This window comes from Kribbella sp. VKM Ac-2571, assembly GCF_004362255.1.
In the GTDB taxonomy this organism is placed as follows: Bacteria; Actinomycetota; Actinomycetes; order Propionibacteriales; family Kribbellaceae; genus Kribbella; species Kribbella pratensis.
The window spans coordinates 258,404-284,137 of record NZ_SNWS01000011.1; the positions used below are offsets into that span (position 1 = coordinate 258,404).

At 68.4% G+C, this 25,734-nt stretch carries 25 protein-coding genes and 1 riboswitch; of the genes, 14 read left to right on the forward strand and 11 right to left on the reverse strand.

Annotated features, from left to right (window positions below):
• Positions 1–63: 63 nt before the first annotated feature.
• Positions 64–1,488, reverse strand: a complete 1,425-nt coding sequence (locus tag EV651_RS24770) for an MFS transporter (protein ID WP_133787626.1) — start codon at positions 1,486–1,488, stop codon at positions 64–66.
• A 98-nt stretch (positions 1,489–1,586) separates the two neighbouring features.
• Here EV651_RS24770 and EV651_RS24775 point away from each other — a divergent pair, with 98 nt between their 5' ends.
• Both EV651_RS24775 and EV651_RS24780 read left to right on the forward strand, forming a co-directional pair.
• The gene (locus tag EV651_RS24775) at positions 1,587–2,252 is read left to right on the forward strand and encodes a TetR/AcrR family transcriptional regulator (RefSeq protein WP_133787627.1); all 666 of its coding nucleotides are present in this window, start codon (positions 1,587–1,589) and stop codon (positions 2,250–2,252) included.
• Between the two features lie 575 nt (positions 2,253–2,827).
• Positions 2,828–3,013 carry a YegP family protein gene (locus tag EV651_RS24780; RefSeq protein WP_133787628.1) on the forward strand — a complete coding sequence of 62 codons (186 nt, stop codon included), beginning with the start codon at positions 2,828–2,830 and terminating at the stop codon, positions 3,011–3,013.
• 102 nt (positions 3,014–3,115) lie between these two features.
• On the opposite strand, the gene EV651_RS24785 is transcribed toward EV651_RS24780, so the two are convergent.
• A complete protein-coding gene (locus EV651_RS24785) occupies positions 3,116–3,478 on the reverse strand; it encodes a YciI family protein (RefSeq protein ID WP_133787629.1) in 363 nt (120 codons plus the stop codon).
• Between the two features lie 96 nt (positions 3,479–3,574).
• On the opposite strand from EV651_RS24785, the gene EV651_RS24790 reads away from it, so the two are divergent.
• Positions 3,575–4,537 (forward strand): threo-3-hydroxy-L-aspartate ammonia-lyase, encoded by a 963-nt coding sequence (locus EV651_RS24790; RefSeq protein WP_133787630.1) that lies wholly within the window; start codon positions 3,575–3,577, stop codon positions 4,535–4,537.
• 271 nt (positions 4,538–4,808) lie between these two features.
• Positions 4,809–5,000, forward strand: a riboswitch (cyclic di-AMP (ydaO/yuaA leader).
• A complete protein-coding gene (locus EV651_RS24795) occupies positions 5,000–5,860 on the forward strand; it encodes a C40 family peptidase (RefSeq protein ID WP_133787631.1) in 861 nt (286 codons plus the stop codon). (Overlaps the previous riboswitch by 1 nt.)
• A 153-nt stretch (positions 5,861–6,013) precedes the next feature.
• Here the strand turns inward: EV651_RS24795 and EV651_RS24800 are convergent, their stop codons facing one another.
• Complete coding sequence (locus EV651_RS24800) at positions 6,014–6,670, reverse strand: response regulator transcription factor (RefSeq protein ID WP_131345671.1); 657 nt, start codon at positions 6,668–6,670, stop codon at positions 6,014–6,016.
• On the reverse strand, positions 6,667–7,887 hold the full coding sequence (locus tag EV651_RS24805) for a sensor histidine kinase (RefSeq protein WP_133787632.1): 1,221 nt from the start codon (positions 7,885–7,887) through the stop codon (positions 6,667–6,669). The genes EV651_RS24800 and EV651_RS24805 overlap by 4 nt, the downstream gene beginning before the upstream one ends.
• A gap of 142 nt (positions 7,888–8,029) precedes the next feature.
• On the opposite strand from EV651_RS24805, the gene EV651_RS24810 reads away from it, so the two are divergent.
• The 3 genes from EV651_RS24810 to EV651_RS24820 all read left to right on the forward strand — a co-directional run bounded on the left by EV651_RS24810 (position 8,030) and on the right by EV651_RS24820 (position 10,141).
• Complete coding sequence (locus EV651_RS24810) at positions 8,030–8,917, forward strand: ABC transporter ATP-binding protein (protein WP_133787633.1); 888 nt, start codon at positions 8,030–8,032, stop codon at positions 8,915–8,917.
• 27 nt (positions 8,918–8,944) lie between these two features.
• Positions 8,945–9,751 (forward strand): ABC transporter permease, encoded by an 807-nt coding sequence (locus EV651_RS24815; RefSeq protein ID WP_133787634.1) that lies wholly within the window; start codon positions 8,945–8,947, stop codon positions 9,749–9,751.
• A gap of 204 nt (positions 9,752–9,955) precedes the next feature.
• Positions 9,956–10,141, forward strand: coding sequence for a DUF3073 domain-containing protein (locus tag EV651_RS24820; protein ID WP_130387089.1), 186 nt, complete (start codon positions 9,956–9,958; stop codon positions 10,139–10,141).
• 206 nt (positions 10,142–10,347) lie between these two features.
• Here the strand turns inward: EV651_RS24820 and purM are convergent, their stop codons facing one another.
• Both purM and purF read right to left on the reverse strand, forming a co-directional pair.
• Entirely contained in the window at positions 10,348–11,421 is a 1,074-nt protein-coding gene (gene purM, locus EV651_RS24825) for a phosphoribosylformylglycinamidine cyclo-ligase (protein WP_133787635.1), read from the reverse strand.
• Between the two features lie 21 nt (positions 11,422–11,442).
• Positions 11,443–13,005: an amidophosphoribosyltransferase gene (gene purF, locus EV651_RS24830; RefSeq protein ID WP_133787636.1), complete on the reverse strand. Its 1,563-nt coding sequence runs from the start codon at positions 13,003–13,005 to the stop codon at positions 11,443–11,445.
• A 261-nt stretch (positions 13,006–13,266) separates the two neighbouring features.
• Here purF and EV651_RS24835 point away from each other — a divergent pair, with 261 nt between their 5' ends.
• Positions 13,267–14,250: a LuxR C-terminal-related transcriptional regulator gene (locus EV651_RS24835; RefSeq protein ID WP_238157167.1), complete on the forward strand. Its 984-nt coding sequence runs from the start codon at positions 13,267–13,269 to the stop codon at positions 14,248–14,250.
• A gap of 300 nt (positions 14,251–14,550) precedes the next feature.
• On the opposite strand, the gene EV651_RS24840 is transcribed toward EV651_RS24835, so the two are convergent.
• The 4 genes from EV651_RS24840 to EV651_RS24855 all read right to left on the reverse strand — a co-directional run bounded on the left by EV651_RS24840 (position 14,551) and on the right by EV651_RS24855 (position 18,838).
• Positions 14,551–15,921, reverse strand: a complete 1,371-nt coding sequence (locus EV651_RS24840; RefSeq protein WP_133787637.1) for an NAD(P)(+) transhydrogenase (Re/Si-specific) subunit beta — start codon at positions 15,919–15,921, stop codon at positions 14,551–14,553.
• Positions 15,918–16,223 (reverse strand): NAD(P) transhydrogenase subunit alpha, encoded by a 306-nt coding sequence (locus EV651_RS24845; protein WP_133787638.1) that lies wholly within the window; start codon positions 16,221–16,223, stop codon positions 15,918–15,920. Before EV651_RS24845 ends, EV651_RS24840 begins: the two co-directional genes overlap by 4 nt.
• A gap of 115 nt (positions 16,224–16,338) precedes the next feature.
• A complete protein-coding gene (locus tag EV651_RS24850) occupies positions 16,339–17,460 on the reverse strand; it encodes an NAD(P) transhydrogenase subunit alpha (protein ID WP_133787639.1) in 1,122 nt (373 codons plus the stop codon).
• 43 nt (positions 17,461–17,503) lie between these two features.
• Entirely contained in the window at positions 17,504–18,838 is a 1,335-nt protein-coding gene (locus EV651_RS24855; RefSeq protein ID WP_133787640.1) for a dipeptidase, read from the reverse strand.
• Between the two features lie 119 nt (positions 18,839–18,957).
• Here EV651_RS24855 and EV651_RS24860 point away from each other — a divergent pair, with 119 nt between their 5' ends.
• On the forward strand, positions 18,958–19,893 hold the full coding sequence (locus tag EV651_RS24860; protein WP_133787641.1) for a hypothetical protein: 936 nt from the start codon (positions 18,958–18,960) through the stop codon (positions 19,891–19,893).
• Here EV651_RS24860 and EV651_RS24865 read toward each other — a convergent pair.
• Positions 19,890–21,308: a serine/threonine-protein kinase gene (locus EV651_RS24865; protein ID WP_133787642.1), complete on the reverse strand. Its 1,419-nt coding sequence runs from the start codon at positions 21,306–21,308 to the stop codon at positions 19,890–19,892. The genes EV651_RS24860 and EV651_RS24865 overlap by 4 nt on opposite strands.
• A 165-nt stretch (positions 21,309–21,473) precedes the next feature.
• On the opposite strand from EV651_RS24865, the gene EV651_RS24870 reads away from it, so the two are divergent.
• From EV651_RS24870 to EV651_RS24890, 5 genes are read left to right on the forward strand one after another with little or no spacing between them, the layout of a single operon-like run.
• A complete protein-coding gene (locus tag EV651_RS24870) occupies positions 21,474–22,646 on the forward strand; it encodes a hypothetical protein (RefSeq protein WP_133787643.1) in 1,173 nt (390 codons plus the stop codon).
• Positions 22,647–22,701: 55 nt separating this feature from the next.
• On the forward strand, positions 22,702–23,439 hold the full coding sequence (locus tag EV651_RS24875; RefSeq protein ID WP_133787644.1) for a metallophosphoesterase: 738 nt from the start codon (positions 22,702–22,704) through the stop codon (positions 23,437–23,439).
• Between the two features lie 17 nt (positions 23,440–23,456).
• A complete protein-coding gene (locus tag EV651_RS24880; RefSeq protein WP_133787645.1) occupies positions 23,457–24,587 on the forward strand; it encodes a histidine kinase in 1,131 nt (376 codons plus the stop codon).
• A 10-nt stretch (positions 24,588–24,597) separates the two neighbouring features.
• The gene (locus tag EV651_RS24885) at positions 24,598–25,341 is read left to right on the forward strand and encodes a LytTR family DNA-binding domain-containing protein (RefSeq protein WP_133787646.1); all 744 of its coding nucleotides are present in this window, start codon (positions 24,598–24,600) and stop codon (positions 25,339–25,341) included.
• Positions 25,342–25,352: 11 nt separating this feature from the next.
• Positions 25,353–25,733 carry a hypothetical protein gene (locus EV651_RS24890; protein WP_133787647.1) on the forward strand — a complete coding sequence of 127 codons (381 nt, stop codon included), beginning with the start codon at positions 25,353–25,355 and terminating at the stop codon, positions 25,731–25,733.
• Position 25,734: the final 1 nt, after the last annotated feature.

Here is a 25,734-nt window from a genome sequence, read left to right on the forward strand (position 1 = left end):
CTGGTCAACGCCTGCAATTGCTCAGTGACAGCCCTGGAACGGCTGGACGTTGCTGCAGGCAACTTATGCCGCGGCGGTGGCCTCGGCGAGCTGCTCCGGTGTGGGCTGGAGCTGCGGTGTGGCGAAGGTCAGCAGGACGTTGGCGACAGCGAATGCAGCAGCTGCGAGCAGGCCGCGCTCGTACCCGGACTGGAGCGCCTGAAGCTGACTCGCGCCGTGCGTGAGCTCGTTGGTGGTGTGGGTGATGGAGAGCGTCGTGACGATCGCCAGCCCCAGCGCCCCGCCCACCTGATACATCGCGTTGACGACACCCGACGCCGCACCGGCCTCAGCGGGACGGACCTCGGAGACCGCGTTGATCTGACCGGGTACGCCGACGCCGATGATGCCGAATCCGAAGACGATCAAACCGGGGAGCAACTGCGAGCTGTAGCTACCGGTCGCGTCCGCCTGCGACAGCAGAAGCAGTCCGATCACGCTGAGCACCGCACCCGCGAGCTGAACCGTCCGCGTCCCGAACCGCTGCACCAGTTGCGACGCGAGCACCGCGCCGACGATCGCAGCACCGCCCATCGGCAGGAAGTGGATGCCGGCATCCAGCGCACTGTCTCCGCGCACCTGCTGCAGGTAGATGGCCGTCAGGAAGAACATCGACAGGAACCCGGCGCCGTTCAACGCGAGCGACGCGCCGGACACGCTCAACGCGCGCGAGCGGAACAACCGCATCGGGACGAGCGGAGCGGCCGACCGGGTTTCGACCAGGACGAAAGCCGCCAGCAGGAGAACGCCTGCGGTCAGTACGCCGACGACCTCGAACGATCCCCATCCGGACGGTTCCGACCGCACCACGCCGTACACGACTGCCATCAAGCCGGTCGTGGCGAGCACCGCCCCGAGCGTGTCGAAGGTACGGCGACCCGTCGCGTGCCGTGCGTCGGGGACGAACACCGGGATCAACGCGACCAGTGCGAGCACGATCGGCACGTTCACGAAGAACACCCACTGCCAACTCAGCGAGTCGACGAGCACGCCGCCCGCGACGACACCGAGCGTCCCGCCGAGGCCGGCCAGACCGCCCCAGACGCCCATCGCGATGTTGCGTTCCCGCCCGTGCGCGAAGGTCGTGGTCAGGATCGCCAGCGCGGCCGGCGAGAGCAGGGCGCCGCCGAGGCCCTGGACGGCCCGCGCCCCGATCAGGAACTCGGGTGAGTTGGACAGCCCCGCGATCAGCGACGTGAGACCGAACAGCAGCAGGCCGCCGGTGAACACCCGGCGCGGCCCGAGCAGGTCGGCCATCCGCCCGCCGAGCAGCAGGAAGCCGCCGAAGAGCAACGTGTACGCGTTGATCACCCATTGGAGGGAGTCGGCGGAGAAGTTCAGGTCCGCCTGGATGTGGGGCAGCGCGACGTTCACGATCGTCACGTCCAGCACCACGATGAACTGCGCGAGAGCCAACACCGCCAGGGTGGCCCAAGGACTGCGTCGCATCGCCGTACCTCATTCGGTCATCAGACTTTGTCTACACCGTATGTATACGGCGTAAGCTTACGGAGTAGACAGTAGGTCTACGGTGTAGACTTGTCAACGTGATCACCAAAGAGACCTCGCGCCGCCTCGATCCGGAGAAGGTCGTCGACACGGCGCTGACCATCGCCGACGACGAGGGGCCGGCCGCTGTCTCGTTCCGGAAGCTGGCCGCGCAGCACGCCGTGACACCCATGGCGCTGTACCGGCACTTCAAGGACAAGGACGACCTGCTGGCGGCGCTGGGCGATCGCTTGCTCGCGGACGTCGTACTCCCGGAGCCGACCGAGGAGCCGTGGGACGTGCAGCTCGAGGCGCTGCTGGGCGCGTTTCTCACCGCGCTGCGCGCACACCCACGACTGGCGGACCTGACGCTGTCCCGCATCCTGGTCGCCGAGCCCGGACTCGCGCTGGCGGAGCGGGCACTGGGGCTGCTGATCGAGGGTGGGTTCTCCGTCGACGACGCGGCCGAGGTCGGCCGGCAGTCGATCTGCTCACTGATCGCGCTGGTCACCACCGACCCGATCGTCCGCGAGGTGAGCGACCCGGAGGCCCGCGAGGCGTCGCTGCGGCGGAAACGCGCCTCCCTCGGCGCCCTGTCGCCCGAGCGCTACCCGCTGATCACGTCCGCAGCGAGCGCGCTGATCTGCCCGTCGTCCCGGGACCGTTACTACGACCTCGGCCTCGAACTCGTCATCGCCGGCATCCGCGGCGTCACGAGAAGCTAGGTCCTGTCTGGTGATCCAGCGCCGTAGCGAGGAGGTGCTCGGTGCGGTGCATCGGCGTGCGGGGGCGAAGGTCTCGATGCGGAGCATCGTGGCCTTTGCACCCGTGCGGCGAGGTGCCGTGCCGAGTGCCCCGCAGTAGGCGATGGATCACCAGACAGGGCCTAGGGCGTGTCTGGTGATCCAGCGCCGTAGCGAGGAGGTGCTCGGTGCGGTGCATCGGCGTGCGGGGGCGAAGGTCTCGATGCGGAGCACTGTGGCCTTTGCACCCGTGCGGCGAGGTGCCGTGCCGAGTGCCCCGCAGTAGGCGATGGATCACCAGACAGGGCCTAGGGCGTGTCTGGTGATCCAGCGCCGTAGCGAGGAGGTGCTCGGTGCGGTGCATCGGCGTGCGGGGGCGAAGGTCTCGATGCGGAGCATCGTGGCCTTTGCACCCGTGCGGCGAGGTGCCGTGCCGAGTGCCCCGCAGTAGGCGATGGATCACCAGACAGGGCCTAGGGCGTGTAAGCGCGGCGTAAGGGGCCTGAGAGGACTACGCTCCGAGACGGAGCGATACCACTCTCTATGGAGGTACACCGATGGCGGGGAAGTTCGAGCTGTACAAGGACAAGTCCGGCGAGTTCCGGTTTCGTCTGAAGGCCGGCAACGGCGAGGTGATCGCGACCAGCAGCGAGAGCTACTCGACCAAGGCCGCGGCCGAGAACGGCATCGAGTCGATCAAGAAGAACGCGGCCGACGCGAAGGTCGACGACCAGACCAACTGAGACCCCTGCACAACTCTGCAAGACCCTGTAGAACCCAGTAAAACCCAGTAAAACAAGGAGGGTTTCTCCACGATCCCGTGGAGAAACCCTCCTTCGTCGTTCTCAGAGGCCGTCGGCGAACTCGACCCCGCGAACCTCGACACCGAGGCCCTCGATGCTCGCGTCCGGGATCATCGCGGCCAGCTCGCAGGCGCGTTCCCGGGAGGCCACGTCGACCAGGTAGTAGCCGCCGAGGAACTCCTTCGACTCCACGAACGGCCCGTCGGTGACGGCCGGGAGCCCGTCGCGGACCTTGACCACCGCGGAGTCGGCCGGCTGCTGCAGCGCGACCGTGCTGTGGAACTCACCCGACGCCTTGATGGTGTCGATGAACTTCTGGTGCCCGCTGCCGATGGCCTGCTGCTCCTCCTCGGTCAGCGCGGCGAGCACGTCGGGGTTGATGTTCAGGACCAGTAGGTACTTCACGATGTCTCCTTCGCACGCGGCCCCCGTGGGTGGGCGCCTCTCATCCATCAGTACGGAGCGGGCGGTCGTCCCTTGACATGCCCTAGCTTTCATTCCATGACCGAGCTGAGTTTCACAGACATCCGGGCCGCCGCCGATCGCCTCGCCGGAGTCGCACACCGTACGCCGGTCCTCACGTCGCGGACGCTCGACGAGCGCGTCGGGGCGCAGGTGTTTCTGAAGGCGGAGAATTTCCAGCGGATCGGCGCCTTCAAGTTCCGCGGGGCGTACAACGCGATCAGCCGCCTCACCCCGGAGCAGCTCACAGCAGGCGTCGCGGCGTACTCGTCGGGCAACCACGCGCAGGCCGTCGCGCTGGCGGCACGTCTCGCCGGGACCTCGGCGGTGATCCTGATGCCCGAGGACGCTCCGCCGACGAAACTGGCTGCGACCCGTGGGTACGGCGCCGAGGTGGTGACGTACGACCGGTACACGCAGGACCGGACCGCGCTGGCTCAGGAGTTGGCCACCGAGCGCGGGCGGACGTTGATTCCGCCGTACGACCACCACGACGTGATGGCCGGGCAGGGGACGGTGGCGCTCGAGCTGATCGAGGAGGTCGGGCACCTCGGCGCGCTGCTCGTCCCGGTCGGCGGCGGCGGGCTGATGGCCGGCTGCGCGACCGCGGCGGCGATGATGTCGCCCGGGATCCGGATGATCGGCGTCGAGCCGGCCGCGGGTGACGACCACGCCCGATCGCTGGCGGCGGGTGAGCGGGTGGAGATCGCCATACCGCGGACGATCGCGGACGGGCAGGCGATCTCGACGCCGGGCGAGCTCACGTTCGCGGTGAACCAGCGGCTGGTGGAGTCGTTCGAGCTGGTCAGCGACGCGGAGATCCTGGACGCCATGGCGTTCGCGTTCGAGCGGCTGAAGATCGTGCTGGAGCCGAGCGGGGCGAGTGCGCTGGCCGCACTGCTGGCCGGACGGATCCACGGGCTGCCGGAGCGCGTCGGAGTGGTGCTGTCAGGCGGGAACGTGGGGCTGGAGCGCTTCCACGCGCTGCTCGGAAATAGCTGAAGTCGCAAGCACTTTAGGGTGCCCTGACCACCCTCTGTGCCCGTTGTCACAGAAAGCCACAATGAAATGTGACCGAGGTCACATCGAACCTCTCACTGGCCGCCTCAGCCCCGCTCAGATGCGCTCAGGACACCAGGTGTTCACCCCGACTTATTGACCCGTCAGCGGGCCGCTCAGGGCCATTTGGGAGCGACTTTGTCGATCTGAGGGTTTGCGTCGTGATCGTTCTGTTATACAGTCGTCGGCGGTTCGGTAAACAACACGAACTGCACACGGGTCAACGCCGAGCCCTGCCAGGGCCCATGTGCTCCCCTCGAACTACATGGCAGGGGTGGGGGACCCAGGAAGTTGGGTCTCGACCGTGAGTGGCCGAGACCCTGGGGTGAAGTCCGCGGGAGCGGACCGGGCTATGAATCCCAGCCCGAACCCGACAGCTAACTTCACAGGCGTCGGGAGACAACCATGCCCGTCACTGCCCGACGGACGCCGCTTGTGCGCGCCGTCAGCCAGACCGCTGAGTCCAGTACGAACCGGCCTACCGGCCGGACTCTGGCAAAGCACCGTAGGACCACCACGCGTCCGGGGACTCCCCGGGCTGCCGCCGCCGTTCTGACGGTCGGCCTCGCGGTGGGCGGTGGAGCTGCGCTCACCGTCACCACCACTCCTGCTGCTTCCGCGGCGACCACCTCCGCCACCGCGACGACGACGCCGCGTGGGTACTGGAGCGTCCCGAGCAGGCCGCTGCTCCGGTTCCGCGACAGCGGCCCGACCGTGAAGTACGTCCAGAGGGCCCTGCACTTGGGTCCGGACGGCTACTTCGGCCCCAGCACCGTCCGCGTGCTGAAGAAGTTCCAGACCTCCTGGGGTCTGAAGGCCACCGGCTACATGGACAAGAAGACCTGGGGCCGGCTGACCTGGGCCGCCAAGCACAAGGTGCTCTACGGCAAGTACGGCGCCAGCAGCGGCACCACCACGTTCCGCGCCAAGGTGCTCCGGGAGGCGGCCAAGCTCAAGGGCACGCCGTACCGCTACGGCGGCACGACGCCCCGCGGCTTCGACTGCTCCGGCTACACCGGCTACGTGTACAAGAAGGCCGGCAAGAAGCTGCCGCGTACGTCGCGCGCGCAGTACAGCGCGACCAAGCACATCAGCCGCAAGGCCGCCAAGCCGGGCGACCTCGTGTTCTTCCGCAACGGTGGCGGCGGTGTGTACCACGTCGGCATCTACGCCGGCGGAAACATGCTGTGGCACTCCTCGAGGCCGGGTCGCCCGGTCGCGAAGGCGAAGATCTGGACCAGCAGCGTGGCCTTCGGCCGCGTCTGAGTCCTGACCGGCCGGCGCCCTTCCCCCCATTGGGCGCCACCGGTCGTCAGCGTCCTATCCCCCCAGGCACGCTGACTTGCGAAACCGGCCCGAACCGTCGCCCCCACCCCTCCGACGGATCGGGCCGGTTTCTTTTGCCGTCTTCGTGCCGGCTCAGTCGTCGAGGAGCCCGGCTTCGTAAGCCAGGATCGCGACCTGGACGCGGTTGGTCGCGTCGAGCTTCACCAGGGCGCGGGATACGTGCGCCTTCACGGTGGCCTCGCTCATGAAGAGCTTCCGGCCGATGTCGGCGTTCTGCAGGCCGCGGCCGACCGCGACCAGCACCTCCCGCTCGCGCTCGGTCAGCTTGTTGATCCGCTCCTGCGCGGCCCGCTTCCGGTCGGCGCGTGGGTCGCCGGCGAAGTGCCCGATCAGCCGCCGCGTCACCGCCGGCGACAACATCGCGTCCCCGGCCGCCACCACCTTGATCGCCTGCACCAGCTCACGCGGCGGCGTGTCCTTGAGCAGGAACCCGCTGGCCCCGGCCTGCAACGCCCGGAACACGTAGTCGTCGAGGTCGAACGTCGTCAGTACGACGATCTTCGGCGGATCAGGCAGCGCCTGCACCTCCCGCGTCGCGGCGAGCCCGTCCAGCCGCGGCATCCGGATGTCCATCAGGACCACGTCCGGCCGGTGCTCCTTCACCATCCTCGCCGCGTCCGCGCCGTCCTCGGCCTCGGCGACGACCTCGAGCTCGTCGTCGGACTCGAGGATCATCTTCAGCCCGGCCCGCACCAGCGCCTCGTCGTCCACGATCAGCAGCCGGGTCATCGCTCTCCTTCTTCCGTAGGCACCACAGCGTCTGCGCGCAACTTATCGACCTGGTCCGAGACCTGCTCGCGGTCGTCAGCCCAGGGCAGCCAGGCTTCCACCCGCCAGCCGCCTTCCGTCGTCGGTCCGGTCCAGAGCCGGCCGCCGACCAACTGCACCCGCTCCCGCAAACCGACCAGGCCGGCACCGGCGCCAGGCAGCAGTGAACCAGCAGCGACCGGCCTGACGTTCGTCACCCTGACCGTCACGCCCGCACCCCGTGCGCCATGGACCTGTACGTCGGTCGCGGCGCTGCGCGCATGTTTGTGCACATTGGTCAGCGACTCCTGCACCAGGCGGTAGACGGTCCGCCCGACGGACACCGGTACGTCGTCCGGCAGCGAGACGTCGTACCCCACAGCGACTCCGGCGTCTCGCGAGGCCATGATGAGCCGCTCGAGGTCCGAGGCCTTCGGGACGGGCGTCAGGTCAGCGCCGTCCACGCTGATGTCGGACCGCAGTACGCCGAGGACCTCGCGGAGATCCTCCATCGCCTGCCGGGCGGTCTCGCGGATCAACCGGGCCGAGCCCTCGACCTTGTCGGGACCGACCGACGGGTTCACCTCGAGACCGCCGGCGTGCAGCGCGATCAGCGAGACCTTGTGGGCGAGGACGTCGTGCATCTCCTGCGCGATCCGGGCGCGCTCGCCCAGGCGGGCCTGCTCGCTGCGCAGTTCGCGTTCGGCCTCGGCCCGCTCGGCGCGGTCCCGCAGCGACGCCATCAGGTCGCGGCGCGCGCCGACGTACGCGCCGACGGCGATCCAGGTCCCGACCAGGAACGGTCCGGTGAAGAGCGACACCCAGATCTGGTTCTGGCTGCCCCAGCTGTTCAGGACGTAGGCGGCGTACGCGGCCAGGCCGAGGATCACGAGTGCGATGTCGCGGCGGCGGATCGCCAGCGTCAGCAGGGCCAGACCCATCGGGACGAAGATCGACGCGGTCAGCATCGCGAGCACGGCGATCGCGGTGACGGTCACCGGGAACCGCCGGCGCCAGAGCAGTGCGACCGAGGCGACGATGCCGGCGCCGAGCACGTACCAGTCCTTGGGGCTCCAACCGCCCGCGCCGGAGGCGGCCTGCAGGACGATGGTGAGCAGGCTGAAGCCGACGTACAGGAAGTCGCGCAGGCGCGGGGCATGCCTGACCCACCAGGCGTACCACCGGCGCAACCGTCGCATTTCGTCACTGTAGTTCGACGGCCGACGCGATCACGTCCCTCTTCCGGGTGGGTTCCGGGGCCGATCCGACGACTTTCGTAGGGGGTGACGACAGCCGCTCGTCCGATGTGCGACCGGGGTCGGGGACGGTTGACTCGATGTCATGATCACCGTCGAGAACCTGACCAAGCGCTACGGCAGCACCACGGCTGTCCAGGACGTGTCGTTCACCGTTCAGCCCGGCAGCATCACCGGCTTCCTCGGCCCGAACGGCGCCGGCAAGTCCACGACGCTGCGGATGCTCACCGGGCTGACGCCGCCGTCCTCCGGCACCGCCACCATCACCGGCAAGCGGTACGCCGACCTGCCGAACCCGGGCCGTGTCGTCGGGGTCATGCTGGACGCCGCCGCGCAGCACCCGGGCCGCACCGGCCGCGAGACGCTGCTGCTGAACGCGAGCCTGCTCGGCGTGCCGAAGACCCGCGCCGACGAGATGCTCGAGGCGGTCGGACTCGGCCACGCCGCGAAGCGCCGTGTCGGTCAGTACTCGCTCGGTATGCGGCAGCGGCTCGGTATCGCCAGCGCGCTGCTCGGCGACCCCGCCGTACTGATCCTCGACGAGCCTGCGAACGGGATGGACCCGGAAGGCATCCGCTGGATGCGCGGACTGCTGCAGGACTTCGCGTCCCGCGGCGGCACGGTGATCCTGTCCAGCCACCTGCTGGGCGAGGTGCAGGCGACCGTCGACCGGCTGGTCGTCATCGGCGGCGGCCGTATCGTCGCCAACGGTTCGCTGGAGGAGCTGCTGGCGGGTTCCGGCACCCTCGTCCGCGGACTCGACCCGATCGGCCTGAACGAGGCCCTGACCGCCGCCGGACTGAACCTCGAGCCGCTGCACGACGGCGCGCTGCGCGTCGACGCCACCGCCGAACAGGTCGGGCGCGCCGCCGCCGCTGCCGGTCAGATCCTTCTCGAACTCCGCCAGAGCGACGGTGCCGGCCTGGAGGACCTGTTCTTCCAGCTGACCACGCCCGCCGCTGCAGCCGCCTGATCACCCCGAACTTCTCTGGAGACTTCTATGACCACCGTGACCGACGTCGCGCCTGCGACAAACGCCAAGCACCGCAGCGAGGTGGCGACCAGTCTGCCGCCCGCGCGCGGTCAGTCCTTCCTGAAGCTCGTCACCATCGAGCTCCGTAAGTCCCTCAACACCCGCAGCGGCCGGGTCCTGATCGCCGCGATCCTGCTGCTCGCGCTCGCCGCGCTGGCCTGGCAGTTCACGCACCTGCCGAAGGGCGACGCCGGCTTCGACGGGTTCCTCGGCGCCGCGTCCACTGGCGTGATGCTGCTGCTGCCGGTGATCGGCGTGATGGCGATGACGTCGGAGTGGACCCAGCGGACCGCGCTGACCACGTTCACGCTGTCGCCGCGCCGCGTCCGAGTCCAGCTGGCCAAGTTCGTCTCCGCTGTCGTGCTGAGCGTGGTCGTGATGACCGCGGTCGTCGGCCTGGCGCTCGCGAGTACGGCGCTGGCAGGTGCGGTCACGGACCACGCGGCGTCGTACCCCGATCTCGGCGGGCAGCTCGCCGGGGCCTACCTGACCGTCGCGCTGAACGTCGTGATGGGCGCCGCCTTCGGTGCGGTCATCCCGCAGACCGCGGTCGCGATCCTGGCGTTCTTCATCGCGCCGACCGCGTGGTCGCTGGCCGGGCCGGCACTGTTCAAGGACAACGCGAACTGGCTCGACGTGTTCGGCGCGCTCGGCCGGATCGCGGAGCGCGATCTGCACGGGATGGTGCCCGAGACGCTGGTCGCGGTGGGGGTCTGGATCGTTCTTCCGACCATCGTCGGACTGTGGGCAAGCTCACGTCGCGAGGTCAAGTAGCGGGGCTGAACGCGGCGGGGTGGGCCGGTTTGAGGGGACGGCCCACCTCGCCGATGCTGTGACCGGACCTCTCCGGGGTCCGGGCCAGGGGGCGGTGCGTGTGTCGATCCGCCGCTCCGGGTATCCTTGAACCACGATTACTGACGACTGATCCGTGGGCGCCACGCAGCGTACCCGGTTGACTTGTGCGAGGGGGTCGACGCTATGGGGCGCGGCCGTGCAAAGGCCAAGCAGACGAAGGTCGCACGCGACCTGAAGTACCGCACCTGGGACACCGACTTGGACCAGCTCAAGCGAGAGCTGTCCGGTGACCAGGGTGGCGACCGTTCTGCGAACGGCGAGAACGACGGCGACGGAGACGACGCCGACGACTACCACCCCCGTCGGTAAGCCACACCAGCGTGGTTGAACTGCTCAGCGCCCTTCGGGGTGCCTGAGCAGTTCACCGTGCGCCCGACGATTTTTCACACAGCACCGCCTGTGGCGGATCGGCGATTCCAGCAGCCCGAGGCGTCGGACGGCTCGATAGCGACCCGCTCGCAGGCGGCGGCTGTGCACCGGCCTACTTGGCGGCCCGGCCCACTCGGCGCCCCGGCCTACTTGGCGTAGGTGCCTTCGAGGGTGACGGTGCCGCCAGGTGTCGCGCTGACTTCGCCGCAGATCCAGGCGGGGACGTCACGGGCGGCCAGCGCCTGAACGGCGGCGTCAGCGGCCGACCGGTCGAGTACTGCGACCATGCCGGCGCCCATGTTCAGCGTCTTCTCGAGCTCGGGCAATGCCACGTCGCCGAGTAGCCCGACGAGCCCGAAGATCGGTGCCGGCGCCCACGTCGAGCGGTCGATCCGCACGGACAGCTTGTCCGGGATCACCCGCGCCAGGTTCGCGGCGAAGCCGCCACCGGTGATGTGCGACATCGCGTGCAGCGGCTTGTCGTCACCGCCGTTCAGCTCCTGGATCAACTCCAGGCAGTGCTTGGCGTACACCCGCGTCGGCGTCAGCAGGACCTCACCGAGCGTCGTACCCAGCTCGGGCACGACCCGGTCCAGCTCCCACCTCGCGCGGTCGAAGAACACGTGCCGCACCAGGCTGTACCCGTTGGAGTGCAGTCCCGACGACGCCATCGCCAGTACGACGTCCCCTTCGCGCACCCGTTCCGCGCCGAGCACCTCATCGGCCTCGACCACACCGGTCGCCGCGCCCGCAACGTCGTACTCGTCCGGCTTCAGCAGCCCCGGGTGCTCCGCGGTTTCTCCGCCGACGAGCGCCGTACCGGCCTCGACACAAGCCTCCGCGATGCCCTTCACGATCTGCGCGATCGTCTCCGGCACCACCTTGCCGGTGCAGATGTAGTCGGTCATGAACAACGGCTCCGCGCCGCACACGACCAGGTCGTCGACGACCATCCCGACCAGGTCGAACCCGATCGTGTCGTGCTTGCCGAGCTTCTGCGCGATCGCGACCTTGGTCCCGATCCCGTCCGTCGACGTCGCCAGCAGCGGCCGCCGGTACGACGTCAGCGCGGTCGCGTCGAACAACCCGGCGAACCCGCCGAGCCCGCCGACCACCTCGGGACGGGTCGCCTTCGCCACCCACTCCTTCATCAGCTCGACGGCCCGGTCCCCGGCCTCGATGTCGACCCCGGCAGCGGCGTAACTCGCGCCTTGACTCACTTCTGTTCTCCCTATGGGGTGTTACGGGCGGCTGAGCGCGTCCGCGGCGCCGGCTCCGCCGGAGACCGTGGCCAGGCCGTCGACGTCGGTGGCCACCGGCAGCTCGAGCAGGTGCTTGCCGAGGTGCTCCGGGTCCGGCAGCGCGACCGGGTAGACCCCGTCGAAGCAGGCCCGGCAGAGTCGCTCCTTCGGCACCGTGGTGGCTTCGACCAGGACGTCCAGGCTGATGTAACCGAGCGAGTCGGCGCCGAGCGAGCGGCAGATCTCCTCGGTGTTCAGGCCGTTCGCGATCAGCTCGGCGCGGCTGGCGAAGTCGATACCGTAGAAGCACGGCCATTTCACCGGCGGCGCGGTGATCCGGACGTGGATCTCCTTCGCGCCGGCCTCACGGAGCATCCGGATGACGGCGCGCTGGGTGTTGCCGCGGACGATCGTGTCGTCGACGACGACGAGGCGCTTGCCCTCGATCACCTCACGCAGCGGGTTCAGCTTCAGGCGGATACCGAGCTGACGGATCGTCTGGCTCGGCTGGATGAAGGTGCGGCCGACGTACGCGTTCTTGACCAGGCCTGCGCCGTACGGGATGCCCGACTCTTCGGCGTACCCGATCGCGCCCGGTACGCCGGACTCCGGGGTGGCGATGACGAGGTCGGCGTCGGCGGGGTGCTCGCGGGCCAGCCGGCGGCCGATCTCGACCCGGGTGGAATGGATCCGCTGGCCGGAGATCTGGGTGTCCGGGCGCGCCAGGTAGACGAACTCGAACAGGCAGCCCTTCGGGTCCGGCTCGGCGAACTTGGTCGAGCGGAGCCCCTCGGCGTCGATCGCGACGATCTCACCGGGCTCGACCTCGCGGATGAAGCTCGCGCCGACGATGTCCAGGGCCGCGGTCTCGCTGGCGATCACCCAGCCGCGCTCCAGCCGGCCGAGCACCAGCGGGCGGATGCCCTGCGGGTCGCGGGCGCCGTACAGCGTGTTCTCGTCCATGAAGACCAGGCTGAACGCGCCCTTGACCTTCGGGAGGATCTTCGCGGCCGCCTGCTCGATGGTCAGGTCCGGGTACCCGGCGAGCATCGAGGTGAGGATGTCGGTGTCGCTCGACGCGCCGTGCTTCGCGTTCGCCTTCGCGTGGTCGACGTCGGCATCCAGACCGAGATCGAGATCACCTTCGCCGTTCAGGCTGGCGGCGAGCTCGCTCGTATTGGTCAGGTTGCCGTTGTGACCGAGCGCGATCGATCCGGTCGCGGTGGACCGGAACGTCGGCTGCGCGTTGGCCCAGACACTGGACCCGGTCGTCGAGTACCGGCAGTGGCCGATCGCGATGTGCCCGCGGAGCGAGGCGAGAGTCGCCTCGTCGAACGCCTGGCTGACCAGCCCCATGTCCTTGTATACGAGAATCTGACTCCCGTTACTGACCGCGATCCCCGCCGACTCCTGCCCCCGGTGCTGCAAGGCATAGAGCCCGAAGTAGGTGAGTTTGGCAACCTCTTCCCCCGGCGCCCAGACCCCGAAGACGCCACAAGCGTCCTGCGGACCCAGATCCTGCGGGTCGAGTTCATGAGTAAGCCGACCATCGCCACGAGCCACCCCAGCAGTCTACGGGACGCCCCGCGCACCCAAGACCAGCGTCTACCAGCAGGTCATCTCGACAGTGCAGCTCGGCTCGGCACCTGCGGCTACAGCAGGGATCGTTGACGCCGTCCCAAGAAGTAGCAGGGAACCGGCTACAATCAGCAACTTCTTGATCACGAGTTGTCCTTTCGACAGAATCCGGAACCATAACGGAGTGCTCTTTGTCGACGCGCTCTGTATATGGTCGGTTCCGACAAGTTCGGGAGGAGAAGAAACGTGCTGGAGCCGCTGGGGCTGGACGAAGCCACCTTCGCGGTCTATCACGCCCTTCTCAGCCACCCAGACAGTACGCCGGAGCAGATTGCCGCGCTACTAAATCGCACTGTCGCGGAAGTTCACGAACTGATGGACAAGCTGCGTGCGCTGGAACTGCTGGTCCCGACGTGGACACAGCCGGACGGCGAACACGCCGTGCATCCTCGCGTCGGCCTGACCGGGCTGGCCGAGCGCCGCCGCACGGAGCTGAACAAGATGCTCGGCGAACTCAAAGAGGCCGAGGCCTCCGCCGACGTGGTGGCCGAGCAGTACAACGAGCTCCTGACCGCGCGCAGCAGCGGCGACGTCGAGGTGCTCAAGGGACGCGCGAACGCCTCCCGCCGCATCGAGGAACTGGCGTTGAAGAGCCGGGAGACCTTCTGGGGATTCGTGCCGGCGCACATCGACGACACAATCAAACCGGCCGAGCGTTCGCCCGACTTCGACCATCTCGAGCGAGGGCTCAAGATGCGCACGATCTATCTCCAGAGCATGACGCAATCGAAGTACGCATTGGACTACGCCGCCAAGATGCACCGGCTCGGCGGCGAGGTGCGGGCCACGCCGACCCTTCCGATGCGGCTGCTGATCTTCGACCGTGAGATCGCGGTCATGCCCATGGACCCGGAGAACCCGACCGCCGGCGCCCTCATCCACCGCAGTCCGGGAGTCGTCTCGTTGGCGCTTGCCCTGTTCGACTCGTACTGGGCACGGGCGACGGAGCTCTTCGCTCCTGAGGACCGCGACGACGACGCTCCTCTCACCCCGCACGAGGCCGAGGTCCTCCGTCTCCTCGCCGGCGGCGCCAAGGACGAGCAGGTAGCCCGCCTCCTAGGCATCTCGCTGCGCACCGCCCGCCGCATCACCGCCAACCTCTCCGAACGCCTAGACGCCGCCAGCCGCTTCGAACTCGGCGTAGCCGCCGCAAAGCGCGGCTGGGTCTGACGTTGTTCGACTCCTCAAGGATGCGAACTCGCCAACCAGGGAATGCAATTCGAATTGCACCGTCCGTTCCGTTTGGTTTGATCATCTCCGACAGCGAGTCCGCGGTGATGGGGAACGCACCTGAGCTATTGGGACCGAGAGTTCGAGCCGTTCGTGGAGGAACAGCGTGTCCGGAGCGGTGGGATCAGTGCTCAGGAGGCTGCGTTTCTTCGGCTGTTGGTGCGGTCCGGGCGGCAAAACAGGTCGGCCGTCGGCGCTCCGCTTCAGCGGGTGCCGACGGCCGTTGTGTTTGGGCCGGGTCTAGACCGTTTTGAGGGCGGCTAGGAGTTTGGTGAGGGAGTCTCTGGCGTCGCCGAACAACAGGGTGGTTCGGGGGTCGTAGAGGAGTTCGTTCTCGATGCCTGCGAAGCCGGGGCGCATGGAGCGTTTGAGGAAGATGACTCGCTGGGCCTCGTCGGCGTTCAGGATCGGCATGCCGTAGATGGGGGCCGACGGGGTGTTGCGGGCGGCCGGGTTGACCACGTCGTTGGCGCCGACGACCAGGACGACGTCCGTGGTCTTGAAGTCGCCGTTGATGTCGTCCATCTCGCGCAGCTGCTCGTAAGGCACCTGGGCCTCGGCGAGCAGCACGTTCATGTGGCCGGGCATGCGGCCGGCGACGGGGTGGATGGCGTAGTCGACCTTGACCCCGCGGCTCTGCAGTTCCTCGACGAGGTCGCGGAGCGTGTGCTGCGCCTGCGCGACGGCGAGACCGTACCCGGGCACGATGATGACCTTGTTCGCGTACCCGAGCAGGATCGCGACGTCCTCCGGCCCGCCCGAGATCACCGGCCGGTCGGACGCCGTACCCGCACCCAACGTCGATCCGCCGCGCACGGCGCCGAAGAGGATGTTGAACACGGACCGCCCCATCGCGTCCGCCATCAGCTTGGTCAGCAACGTACCGGCCGCGCCGACGAGCGTGCCCGCGACCAGCAGCACCGTGTTCCCGAGGACGTAACCGCCCGCGGCGACCGTCAGACCGGTGAAGGCGTTGAGCAACGAGATCACGATCGGTACGTCGGCGCCGCCGACCGGCAGCACCAGCATCACGCCGATCGCGAGACCGATGAGGCAGAGCAGTACGCCGACCCACACCCGCGGATCCGACACGAGCCAGACCGCGAGCGCGATACCGCCCAGCAGCGAGGCGACGAAGAGCACGGGCAGACCCGGGAACGTCACCGGACGGGTCGTCATCAGCTCCTGCAGCTTGGCGAACGTCACCACCGAGCCGGAGAAGCTGATCGCGCCGACCAGGATCGTGAACGCCGTGGCGATCGCCGCGACGGTCGCGTGGGAGGGTACGTCGCCGAGCTCGAGCAGGGCGACCAGCGCGGCCGCTCCGCCGCCGACGCCGTTGAACAAGGCAACGAGTTGCGGCATCTGGGTCATCTGCACCCGCCGCGACCCGATCACACCGCCGACGGTGCCGATCGCGAGCGCGATCAGGATCGGCGCCAGGTGGTCGGGCTTGTACGCCGCGAACGTGATGATCACCGCGAGGACGGCTCCGGCGGCGCCGATCAGGTTGCCGGTGCGCGCGCTGCGCGGCGACGACAGTGCCTTCAGCGCGACGATGAAGCAGACCGCGGAGACCAGATACCCGATCTGGGCCCAGGTGGGGATCACTTGTGCAGCTCCTTCTTGCGAGCCCCCGGGCCTTTGAACATCTCCAGCATCCGGTCGGTGACCACGAACCCGCCGACCATGTTCACGGTCGCCAGTACGACGGCCAGCAGCCCGACGATCACCACGATCGTGGACTCGGCGGCGCCGGTGACGATGATGGCGCCGACCAGGATGACGCCGTGAATGGCGTTCGCCCCCGACATCAGCGGGGTGTGCAGCGTCGAGGAGACCTTGCTGATCACCTCGACCCCGACGAACGCCGCGAGTACGAAGATCGTCAGCAACGCGATGGATTCGGTCACGGGGCCTCCCGGTCTGGACTGAGGAGCGTAGGGAGCGAAGCGACTGGAGCGACGAGGGAAGACCGGGAGTAAAAGCCCCGTGACCCGCCGCGCCGGAGGCGTGGCATCAGTACCGTCATGCCTGGCCCTTCAAGAGCTCTCGGGTGGGCTCGTGGAGTACGGCGCCGTCGTGGGTGACGCAGCAGCCGCGGACGATCTCGTCGTCGAAGTCGGGATCGAAGGCGGCGTTGCGGGTCATCAGCCGGATCAGGTTCGCGATGTTCTGGCCGTAGAGCCGCGAGGCGGGGCCGGCCATCTGCGACGGCACGTTCGCCCCGCCCCAGACCAGTGCGTCGCCGATCGTCAACTCGGTCCCGGCGACCGAGCCTTCGACGTTGCCGCCCTGCTCCGACGCCAGGTCCACCACAACCGAACCAGGCTTCATCTGCTCGACCATCGACCGCGTCACCAGCATCGGCGCGGTCCGGCCCGGTACGGCGGCCGTCGTGATGAGGGCGTCCGCGGCGGCGACGTACGGCGTGAGCAGTTCACGCTGGAGTTGCGCGCGTTCGGGCGTCATCTCGCGGGCATATCCACCGGGCCCGTCGAGCGTGCCGAGTTCGAGCTCGATCGGTACGGCGCCCATCGACGCGATCTCCTCCGCGGCGGCAGTACGTACGTCGTACGCCTTGACCACTGCTCCGAGGCGTTTCGCGGTGGCGATCGCCTGCAGACCGGCCACGCCGGCGCCGAGGACGAGGACCTGGGCCGGCGGGACGGTGCCGGCCGCGGTCATGTTCAGCGGGAAGAATCGCGGCAGCCGTTCGGCGGCGACGATCGCGGCCCGGTACCCGGCGACGAGTGCCTGTGACGACAGGGCATCCATCGACTGGGCCCGGGAGATCCGCGGGATCAGCTCCATCGCGAACGCGGTCAGCTTGGCCCGGGTTGCGGTCCGGACCACGTCTGGCGGGTTCGTCGGCAGGAACGACATCAACGCCGTACCGGCGTGCAACCGCTGCAGACGCTCACGTTCGAGCGGCTGCACCGAGGCGACGATGGTGGCCGCGTGATCAGCGCCCCAGGCCACTTCGGCGCCGGCGTCGCGGTACTGGTCGTCCGAGAACAGCGCGCGTTCACCGGCGGCCGGCTCGACCGCGACCTCGTATCCGAGCTCGATCAGTTTCGCGACTTGTTCCGGCACCAGCGAGACCCGGCGCTCCGCCGGTCTGGTCTCCCGTACGACTGCGATCTTCACTCGCCGAAACCTATGCCAAACACTGGGTCGCCGAAAAGCCCGATCACGCTTGGTCTGCCAGGTTCTTGAGCAACAGTGCCTCGGCGAGGCAGACCTTGGTGAACTCCGCGAGGTGCAGACCCTCGTCGATGCCGTGGGCGCGGGTGTCCGGATCCTCCACGCCGGTGACCAGGATCGAGGCGTTCGGGAAAGTCTGCTGGAACTCCGCGATGAACGGGATCGACCCGCCCATACCCATGTCGATCGGCTCGACACCCCACGCAGTCTTGAAGGCCGCGCGGGCCGCTTCGTACCCGGCGCCACGGGCGTTCACACTGCACGGCTGACCGTTCTGCCCCTCGGTGACGGTGACCTGCGCACCCCACGGCGCGTGGTTCTCGAGGTGCGTCTTCAGGGCCGCGCTCGCCTTGATCGCGTCGTCGCCCGGCGCGACCCGCAGGCTGACCTTGGCCCGCGCGACCGGCACCAGCGTGTTGCTCGCCTCGGCCACGGACGGCGCGTCGATCCCCAGTACGGCGATCGCGGGCCGGGTCCACAACCGGTCGACCAGCGAACCCGAGCCGGTCAGCCGAACGGAGTCCAGCACGCTCGACTCGGCCCGCAGCCGGTCCTCCGGGTACTCCACATCGGCCGCCCGGGACGCGTGCAGCCCGTCTACCGCGACGTCGCCCTTGTCGTCGTGCAGGGTCGCGAGCAGCCGGCACAACGTCGACAGCGCGTCCGGGATCGGCCCTCCGAACAGGCCGGAGTGGACCGCGTGATCCAGTGTCCGAACCTCGACGTACGCCTCGACCAGACCGCGCAGCGACACCGTCAGCGCGGGCCGACCGACATCCCAGTTGCCCGAGTCCGCGATCACGATCGCGTCGGCGGCGAGCTCGTCGGAGTACTCGTCGAGCAGCTGCAGCAGGGTCGGCGAACCGATCTCCTCCTCGCCCTCGACGAACACCGTCACGCCCACCGGCAGATCGTTGCCGAAGGCCCGTACGGCGGCCAGGTGCGCGGCGATCCCGGCCTTGTCGTCGGCGGCGCCCCGCCCGTACAGCCGGTCGCCCCGCTCGGTCGGCACGAACGGGTCCGACGTCCACTGCTCGACCGGCCCGGTCGGCTGGACGTCGTGGTGCGCGTAGAGCAGGACCGTCGGCTTGCCGGCCGGCGCGGCCTTCTTGGCGATGACCGCGGGCGCGCCCTCACCGGCCCGCACGATCTTCACCGTGAAGCCTTCGGCCTCGAACAACGCCGCGGTCGCCTCCGCGGACCGCTGGACGTCGGCCGCACGGGCCGGTTCGTAGCTGACCGACGGGATCCGGATGAGGTCCTCGAGGTCGGCACGGACGCTGGGCAGAACGCGGTCGATCGCCGCTGACAGATCGCTCATGCGACAACCGTACGGCGTCCGTTCGCCGAGCTGACGCCCGGTGAACCCTCGCGCGTTACTCATTGCCGATCTAATCTGAAAATCTCGTAGGTTTTCTTCCACAACCGAAGAGGTCCATCATGGTCAAGCGCCCCCTTGCCATCGTTCTCACCGTCGTCGCGGCGTCGCTGACGGCCGCCACACCCGCGCACGCCGCGATCAGTTGCGACACCTCGACCAGCGGCGGTTCGACGTTCTACGACGGGCCGTCGGCGTCCTACAAGTACGACGCCCGGTTCAGCAACAGCGCGAGCATCCCCAACCTCAGCACGTACACCCCGCAAGGCGCCGGCACCTGGTACAACTGGGACGGCTCCGGCAAGAACCTGATCCTGATCGCGGCGTACCGCGAGGGCGCCGACTCGCAGATCTACGGCATCGACCCGTCCACCGGCTCGACCGTCGGCGTAGTCGCGATCGCCGAGTCCCACGTCGGCGGTATCACCGTGAGCAAGGGCTGGGCATTCGTGTCCGGCCAGGGCAGCAGCATCCGTAAGTACCGGTTGACAGAGTTGCGCGACGCGTTGAAGGCCGCCGGTACGCCGTACCTCGGACAGGTCGGTACGGCGCGGGACGTCGCCGGATCGTCGTTCATCGGGAGCTACGGGGACTCGCTGTTCTCCGGGACGTTCAACGAGACCGGCCGCGGGACCATGTACGAGTACAAGATCGCGGACGACGGCACGCTGACTACCTTGGCCGGCGCCTGGGAGGTGCCGACGAAGACGCAGGGGCTGACGATCACCGCCAACCACTTCATCTACAGCACGTCGTTCGGGCGTGGGAACCGCAGCAACATCTACGTCGTGAAGCGCGGCCAGAAGGATCTCGACGCGGCGGCGCTGAGTTGCTTCCGCGCCCCGAGCATGACTGAGGGCATCACGGAGTACAACGGCACCGCATATCTCGTCTACGAGTCGGGGTCGTACTTGTACGCGTCGGATCCCGCGACGTTGAATGTCATCCCCCGCATGCACAAGGCAACCATCTCGTCGCTGACGTCCCTGGTTCCTTAGGAGGAGTACTTCGCCGAGTCCACTATTGCTTGACGCGTCTTCGGGTTGTCGTCGCGAACCTGGACCCAGAGGAGAGTCGTGTCGTTCACCTTCTTGTACTGCTCCAGCACGGTTGGCACGTTATTGCAGCTGTACCTGAAGGTGACGACCCTGCGGTCCTGCGAAGTCTCCGGAGTGGCTCCGGTGCAGCCAGGCGGAGCGGAGGCGCTCGTCGGGAGTTGGGTGGCGTTCACCACTCCTACGTAGACGCCTTCGGTGTTCGGGTCGGTCTGCCACTTGGAGGTGTTGGTGCTGACCACGAGGGACTTCCCGTCGTCGACCGCCTTCTGGTGCCAGTTTCGTGGGACCTCTACCGAGAGAGGCTTGCTCTTCACCTTCACTGGCCGGGTCATGACGTACTGGTAGCCGCCGTACCCGCCGCCTGCTGCCAGGAGCAGCGCGGCGAGTGTGGTGAGGACGGCGGCGCGACGCCGGCGTTTGGGCGGTGTCGCGACGGTGGACTCGTTGGAGCTGGCCAGTGCGGTCGCTTGGTCGACTGGAGCGGTCGCCGCACTCGGTGTGGGCATTTCGGCAGCCGGCACGAGCCCCGCCGGGATCTTGCCTGTGGAGTGCGCCTCGCGTAATGCGTTGAGGAAGCTGTCGAGGTCCGGCCAGCGCTTGTCCCGGTCCGGCTCGAGAGCACGCCGTACGACGACATCGATCGCATCCGGCACGTCTTCGCGCAGTGTGGTCATCGAGGGCGGCGGTGATTCGATCTGCATCACCGCACCGAGGCTGGCCACACCGTGCGGCGCCTGACCGGTGAAGGCGGCGTACGCGACCGCGCCGAGCGAGTACAGGTCGGCGCGGTGGTCCAGCCGTTCGCCCATCACCTGTTCAGGAGCGACGTACGCCGGGGTGCCGCCGGGCATCGTGATCCGCGAGACCTCGGCGAGCGACTTGCCCAGCCCGAGGTCGGACAGCATGGCGCGGTCGCCGTTCGGATCGGTGCGGAACAGGACGTTGGCCGGCTTCACGTCGCGGTGCAGGACGCCGCGGGCGTGCAGGTGCTTCAGGCCGCGGCCGACCTGCGTGATGATCCGGACCGCCTCGCCGAACTCGAGCGGGCCGGCCTTGATCCGGTCCGCGAGCGTGCCGCCGTCGGCGTAGGTGAGGACCATGAACGGGCGGCCGTCGTCGGCCTCGCCGATGTCGTGCACGCCGACGACGTACAGCGAGTCGACCTTGCGCAGGAACCGGCCCTCGGCCAGGAACCGGCGCCGGACGTCCTCGTCCTCGACCCAGTTCTCGGACAGGATCTTGACCGCGACCTCGGCGTCCAGCTGCTCGTCGCGCGCCAGCCAAACGGTCGCGAAACCCCCGGCACCCACCCGGCGGACCAGGGAGTACCGGCCGATCCGCGGTGGCTGGTCCATGGCGTAATTATGCTCGATCCGTTCTGCGACCGGTTCGCTGGAGCGAACAAAGCGGTATTTTCCGGCGTCACATCTCCGACAGCGGGATGCTGATCCCCGCCCGGCCGTGGTCCGCCGCACGGTCCGTAACCGTGACCTGACCATGACTTGTTGAGGAGATCGCCGATGCGAATGCAGAACGGCCGCCTGGTCGCCCTCGTCGCAGCTGTCGCCGTCGCCGCCGTCACGGGCGGCGGAGCCCTCGCATGGCGCCAGGGCCCGCAGGCCAACGCGGACGCCGACGCCGCTCCGCTGTCCAGCTCCCCGTCGCCGGTGACCAGCACTCCGACCCAGAGCACCACCACGGCCAAACCGGCGCCGACGTCCAGCAAGCCGTCGACGGCGACGACGAGCACTCCATCCGGGCCGATCAAGACCAAGATCGACCTGAAGAAGCTCACCGACGGCCGAGGCCCCCAGATCGCCTACCTGGCCGGCCGCACGATCCGCGGCGGAGCCGGCAACGACGTCAAGATCCCCGGCACCACCGACATCCAGGCCGTCGCGCGCCTGGGCTCGTCCTCGCTCGCGGTTGTCACCAAGGGTTTCGGCAACGAGATGCTGACCCTCGACAGCGACGGCAACGTGACCCGCCGGACGCCGGACGTCACCCAGATCGTCACCACAGACGACGGCAGCGCTGCGGCGTACGCCGGCACGAAGCTGAAGGAGACCGGCGAGGAAACCCCCGGCGCGACGATCTACGCCGAGCGGGCCCAGGCGCAGGAGGTCCAGAAGATCACCGTTCCGGACATCTGGAACACCACACTGGAGGCGTACGTCGACGGCAAGGTCTACTTCGACGCCTCCACCACGCAGGACGGGACGTCCGCGCTGTACGAATGGACGCCCGGCGAGTCGAAGCCCACCCTGCTCAAGAGCATCCCGAAGGCTCTGGCGGTGTCTGGGGCAGGTACGGCGGGTTCGCTGACCACACTGGCCGACCAGAGCAGCTGCAGCAGCCTCCTCACCGTACCGACCGGCACACGCCTCTGGCGCACCTGCGACTACCTGATCACCGGCTTCACCCCTAACGGTGCCACGGTGATCGCCGGGTCGAAGTACCAGGACGGATACGGTGATGGCATCGCGGCCGTCCTGGACGCGAAGAACGGCAACCTGCTGCACGAGTGGTCCGGACTCTTCCGGCAGGCGATCCCCGAGGACGACCAGCACATCCTGCTGCTTGCCGATACCGGTGAGGAGACACCGGCGTCGATTGTCCGCTGCACCATCTCAACCGGCGCCTGCGAACGGGCGACCCCACTCGCCAAAGGACAGCTGCTCATCGGTAGCTGATCTGCTTTGAGCAGATTGCCCTGTGTTTGCTGGGGTTCTGGAGCAGACTGCGGACATGACCACGGTTGCTGTTCTCGCTGACATTCATGGCGTGTTGCCTGCTCTGGAGGCTGTGCTGGATGAGCCGGATGTGCAGGCGGCCGACCGGATCGTGCTGGCGGGGGACATCGCCAGTGGGCCGCAGCCGGTCGAGACGCTGGATGTGTTGAGGGCGCTGGGCGACCGCGTGGTGTGGGTGCGCGGTAACGCGGACCGGGAACTTGTGGAGATGGCTCGGGGGACGTACGACGCCGAGCCGCCGGATGCGGTGAGTCCTTGGGCTGCGGAGCAGCTGCGGCCGGATCAGGTTGACCTGCTGGCCGGGCTGCCAACGACCGTGACGATCGGGGACGTGCTGTTCTGTCACGCCACTCCGCGCGACGACGAGGAGATGGTGCTGGTGGACAGCCCGATCTCCCGGTGGGCGCAGGTGTTCGCGGGGCTGCCGGACGAGGTCAGGACGGTCGTCTGCGGGCACACGCACATGCCGTTCGCGCGGCAGGTCGACCGGCGGCTGGTGGTGAACGCGGGCAGTGTCGGGATGCCGTACGGCGCTCCTGGTCCGAGCTGGGCGCTCCTGACCGAGGACGGCGTACAGCTGCGGCGTGCACCGCTTGACGCGGCCAAAGCCGCAGCCAGGATCGAGCGCGAGTCGACGTACCCGGGCCGTGCGGAGTGGGTCGCGGAGTACCTGCTGCACACCTACTCCGACACGGAGGCGCTGGAGGCGTTCAGGCCGCGCGCGGAGGGCTGACCGGCTACCGTCAGGGTGTGTTCGCGCGGCGGCGGAAGCATTTCGGGACTCCGGCCGACAAGGCGACGTATGCAACCCTGCATACCGCCTCGTTGGCCAGCCCGCATTTGCGCGAGGGCCTGACCCCCGCCGCGGCCGGAAAGGCCAGCCGCCACTTGAGGGACCTCCTGGGTACGGCAGCCATCGCGATCTGCGACTCCTCCGGCGTACTGGCGTGGGACGGCGTCGGCGGACCGTACGAGAGCAACCACCGCCGCGACGCCAAGGACCTCGCCGCACTGACACTCCGCTCCGGCCGTACGGCGGTACTCGGCGCGCATGATGTGGCGTGCGGCGACCCGCAATGCCCGATCCGTACGGCGGTCGTCGCGCCGATCGTCATCGAGGAGCGCGTGGTCGCCGTACTGGTGGCGTACAGCAACAACACCTCGGCAGCACTCGTGAGAGCGACTGAGGAGGTCGCCAGGTGGGTCTCTGGCCAGGTAGAGCTCGCCGAGCTCAACAAGGAACGCACCCGGGCCATGGAGGCCGAGCTGCGCGCACTACGCGCCCAGATCAGCCCGCACTTCATTTACAACGCTCTGGCGGCCATAGCGTCGTTCGTACGCACCGACCCAGAGCGGGCGCGTGAGCTGCTCCTGGAGTTCGCAGACTTCTCCCGCTACGCCCTGCGGCGTGGGGGCGAGTTCACGACGCTGGCAGACGAGCTGCGCAATGTGGAGCGCTACCTGGTGCTGGAGCAGGCCCGCTTCGGCGACAGGCTCAAGGTGTCGCTGCAGATCGCTCCTGAGGTGCTGCCGGTGGTCATCCCGTTCCTGGTCGTCCAGCCCCTGGTGGAGAACGCCGTACGCCACGGCCTTGAGGGTACGACGGGAGTCGGCCACATCACGATCCGCGCGCGCGACCAGATCAACGAGGCGGAGATCAGCGTCGAGGACGACGGGGCCGGCAGCGACCCGGAGGTGATCCGAGCGGCCCTGTCCGGCGGGTCAGGCAGTGACTCGGTCGGCCTCGGCAATGTCGACGCCCGGCTGCGGCAGGTGTACGGCGACACGTACGGCCTGGTCGTGGAAACCGCCGTGGAGGCCGGAACCAAGGTGACGTTCCGTATCCCCAAATACTCCTCAGGAGTGCATGCATCGCCGTAGTGTTCGTTTCATGGCCGACTCTCCCCTGCGCGCGCTGGTTGCGGACGACGAGGAGCCCGCGCTGGCCGAACTGGTGTACTTGCTGAGCCAGGACTCCCGGATCGGCGAGATCCGGACGGCTTCCAACGGACCGGACGCGCTGAAGATCCTGCAGGCCAGCGACCTGGACGTGGTGTTCTGCGACATCAAGATGCCCGGGCTGGACGGCATCGACCTGGCCAAGGTGCTGTCCAAGTTCGCCAGCCGCCCGCAGATCGTCTTCGTCACGGCGTACGACGAGCACGCGGTGGCGGCGTTCGAGCTGGAGGCCACCGACTACGTGATGAAACCGGTGCGCCCGGAACGCCTGTCCCAGGCGATCCAGCGCGTCGTCACCCACGGAGCAGCGCCCGCGCTGCCCTCACCGGAGGAGACCGACGACGAGGTGATCCCGGTGGAGCTGGCCGGTGTCACCAGGTTCGTGCAGCGCTCCACGGTCCGGTACGTCGAAGCACAGGGCGACTACGCCCGCCTGCACACCGGCCAGAACTCGCATCTGGTTCGCATCCCGCTCAGCACGCTGGAAGAGCGCTGGCGGGACGCAGGCTTCACCCGGATTCACCGAAGCACCCTGGTCGCTCTGCAGCACGTGGACGAGATGCGGGTCGACAGCGGCCGTTGCGCGGTCCGGGTCGGGGACGACTGGCTCCCGGTCAGCCGCCGGCACACACGCGAGCTCCGCGACCTCCTGGTCCGTTCGACCTCGCTGAGATGACCTGAGCTGACATGAGTACACCGGAAGGACCACGCAGGGTCCGCGTCACCAGCCCGCGGACGAGCGCGGCCCGGCGTCCGATCATGCCCACCGGTACGCGCGAGATCGACGAGCAGACCCGCCTCGGCCAGGTCTACATGCAGTCGCTGATCCAGTCCCAGCTACGACTCACTCTGGCCGTCATCGGCAGCGTGGTGCTCGTGCTCGGCAGCTTCCCGCTGCTGTTCTGGCTGGTCCCGCCAACCCGCACGCTGTCCGTACTGGGCCTCCCCCTGCCCTGGGTGATCCTGGGCATCCTGGTGTACCCGGTCGTCTACGTCGCCGCTCGCATCTACGTCCGGAACGCCGAGCGAATCGAAGCAGAGTTCACCGAGTTCGTGGGGCGGCAGTAGC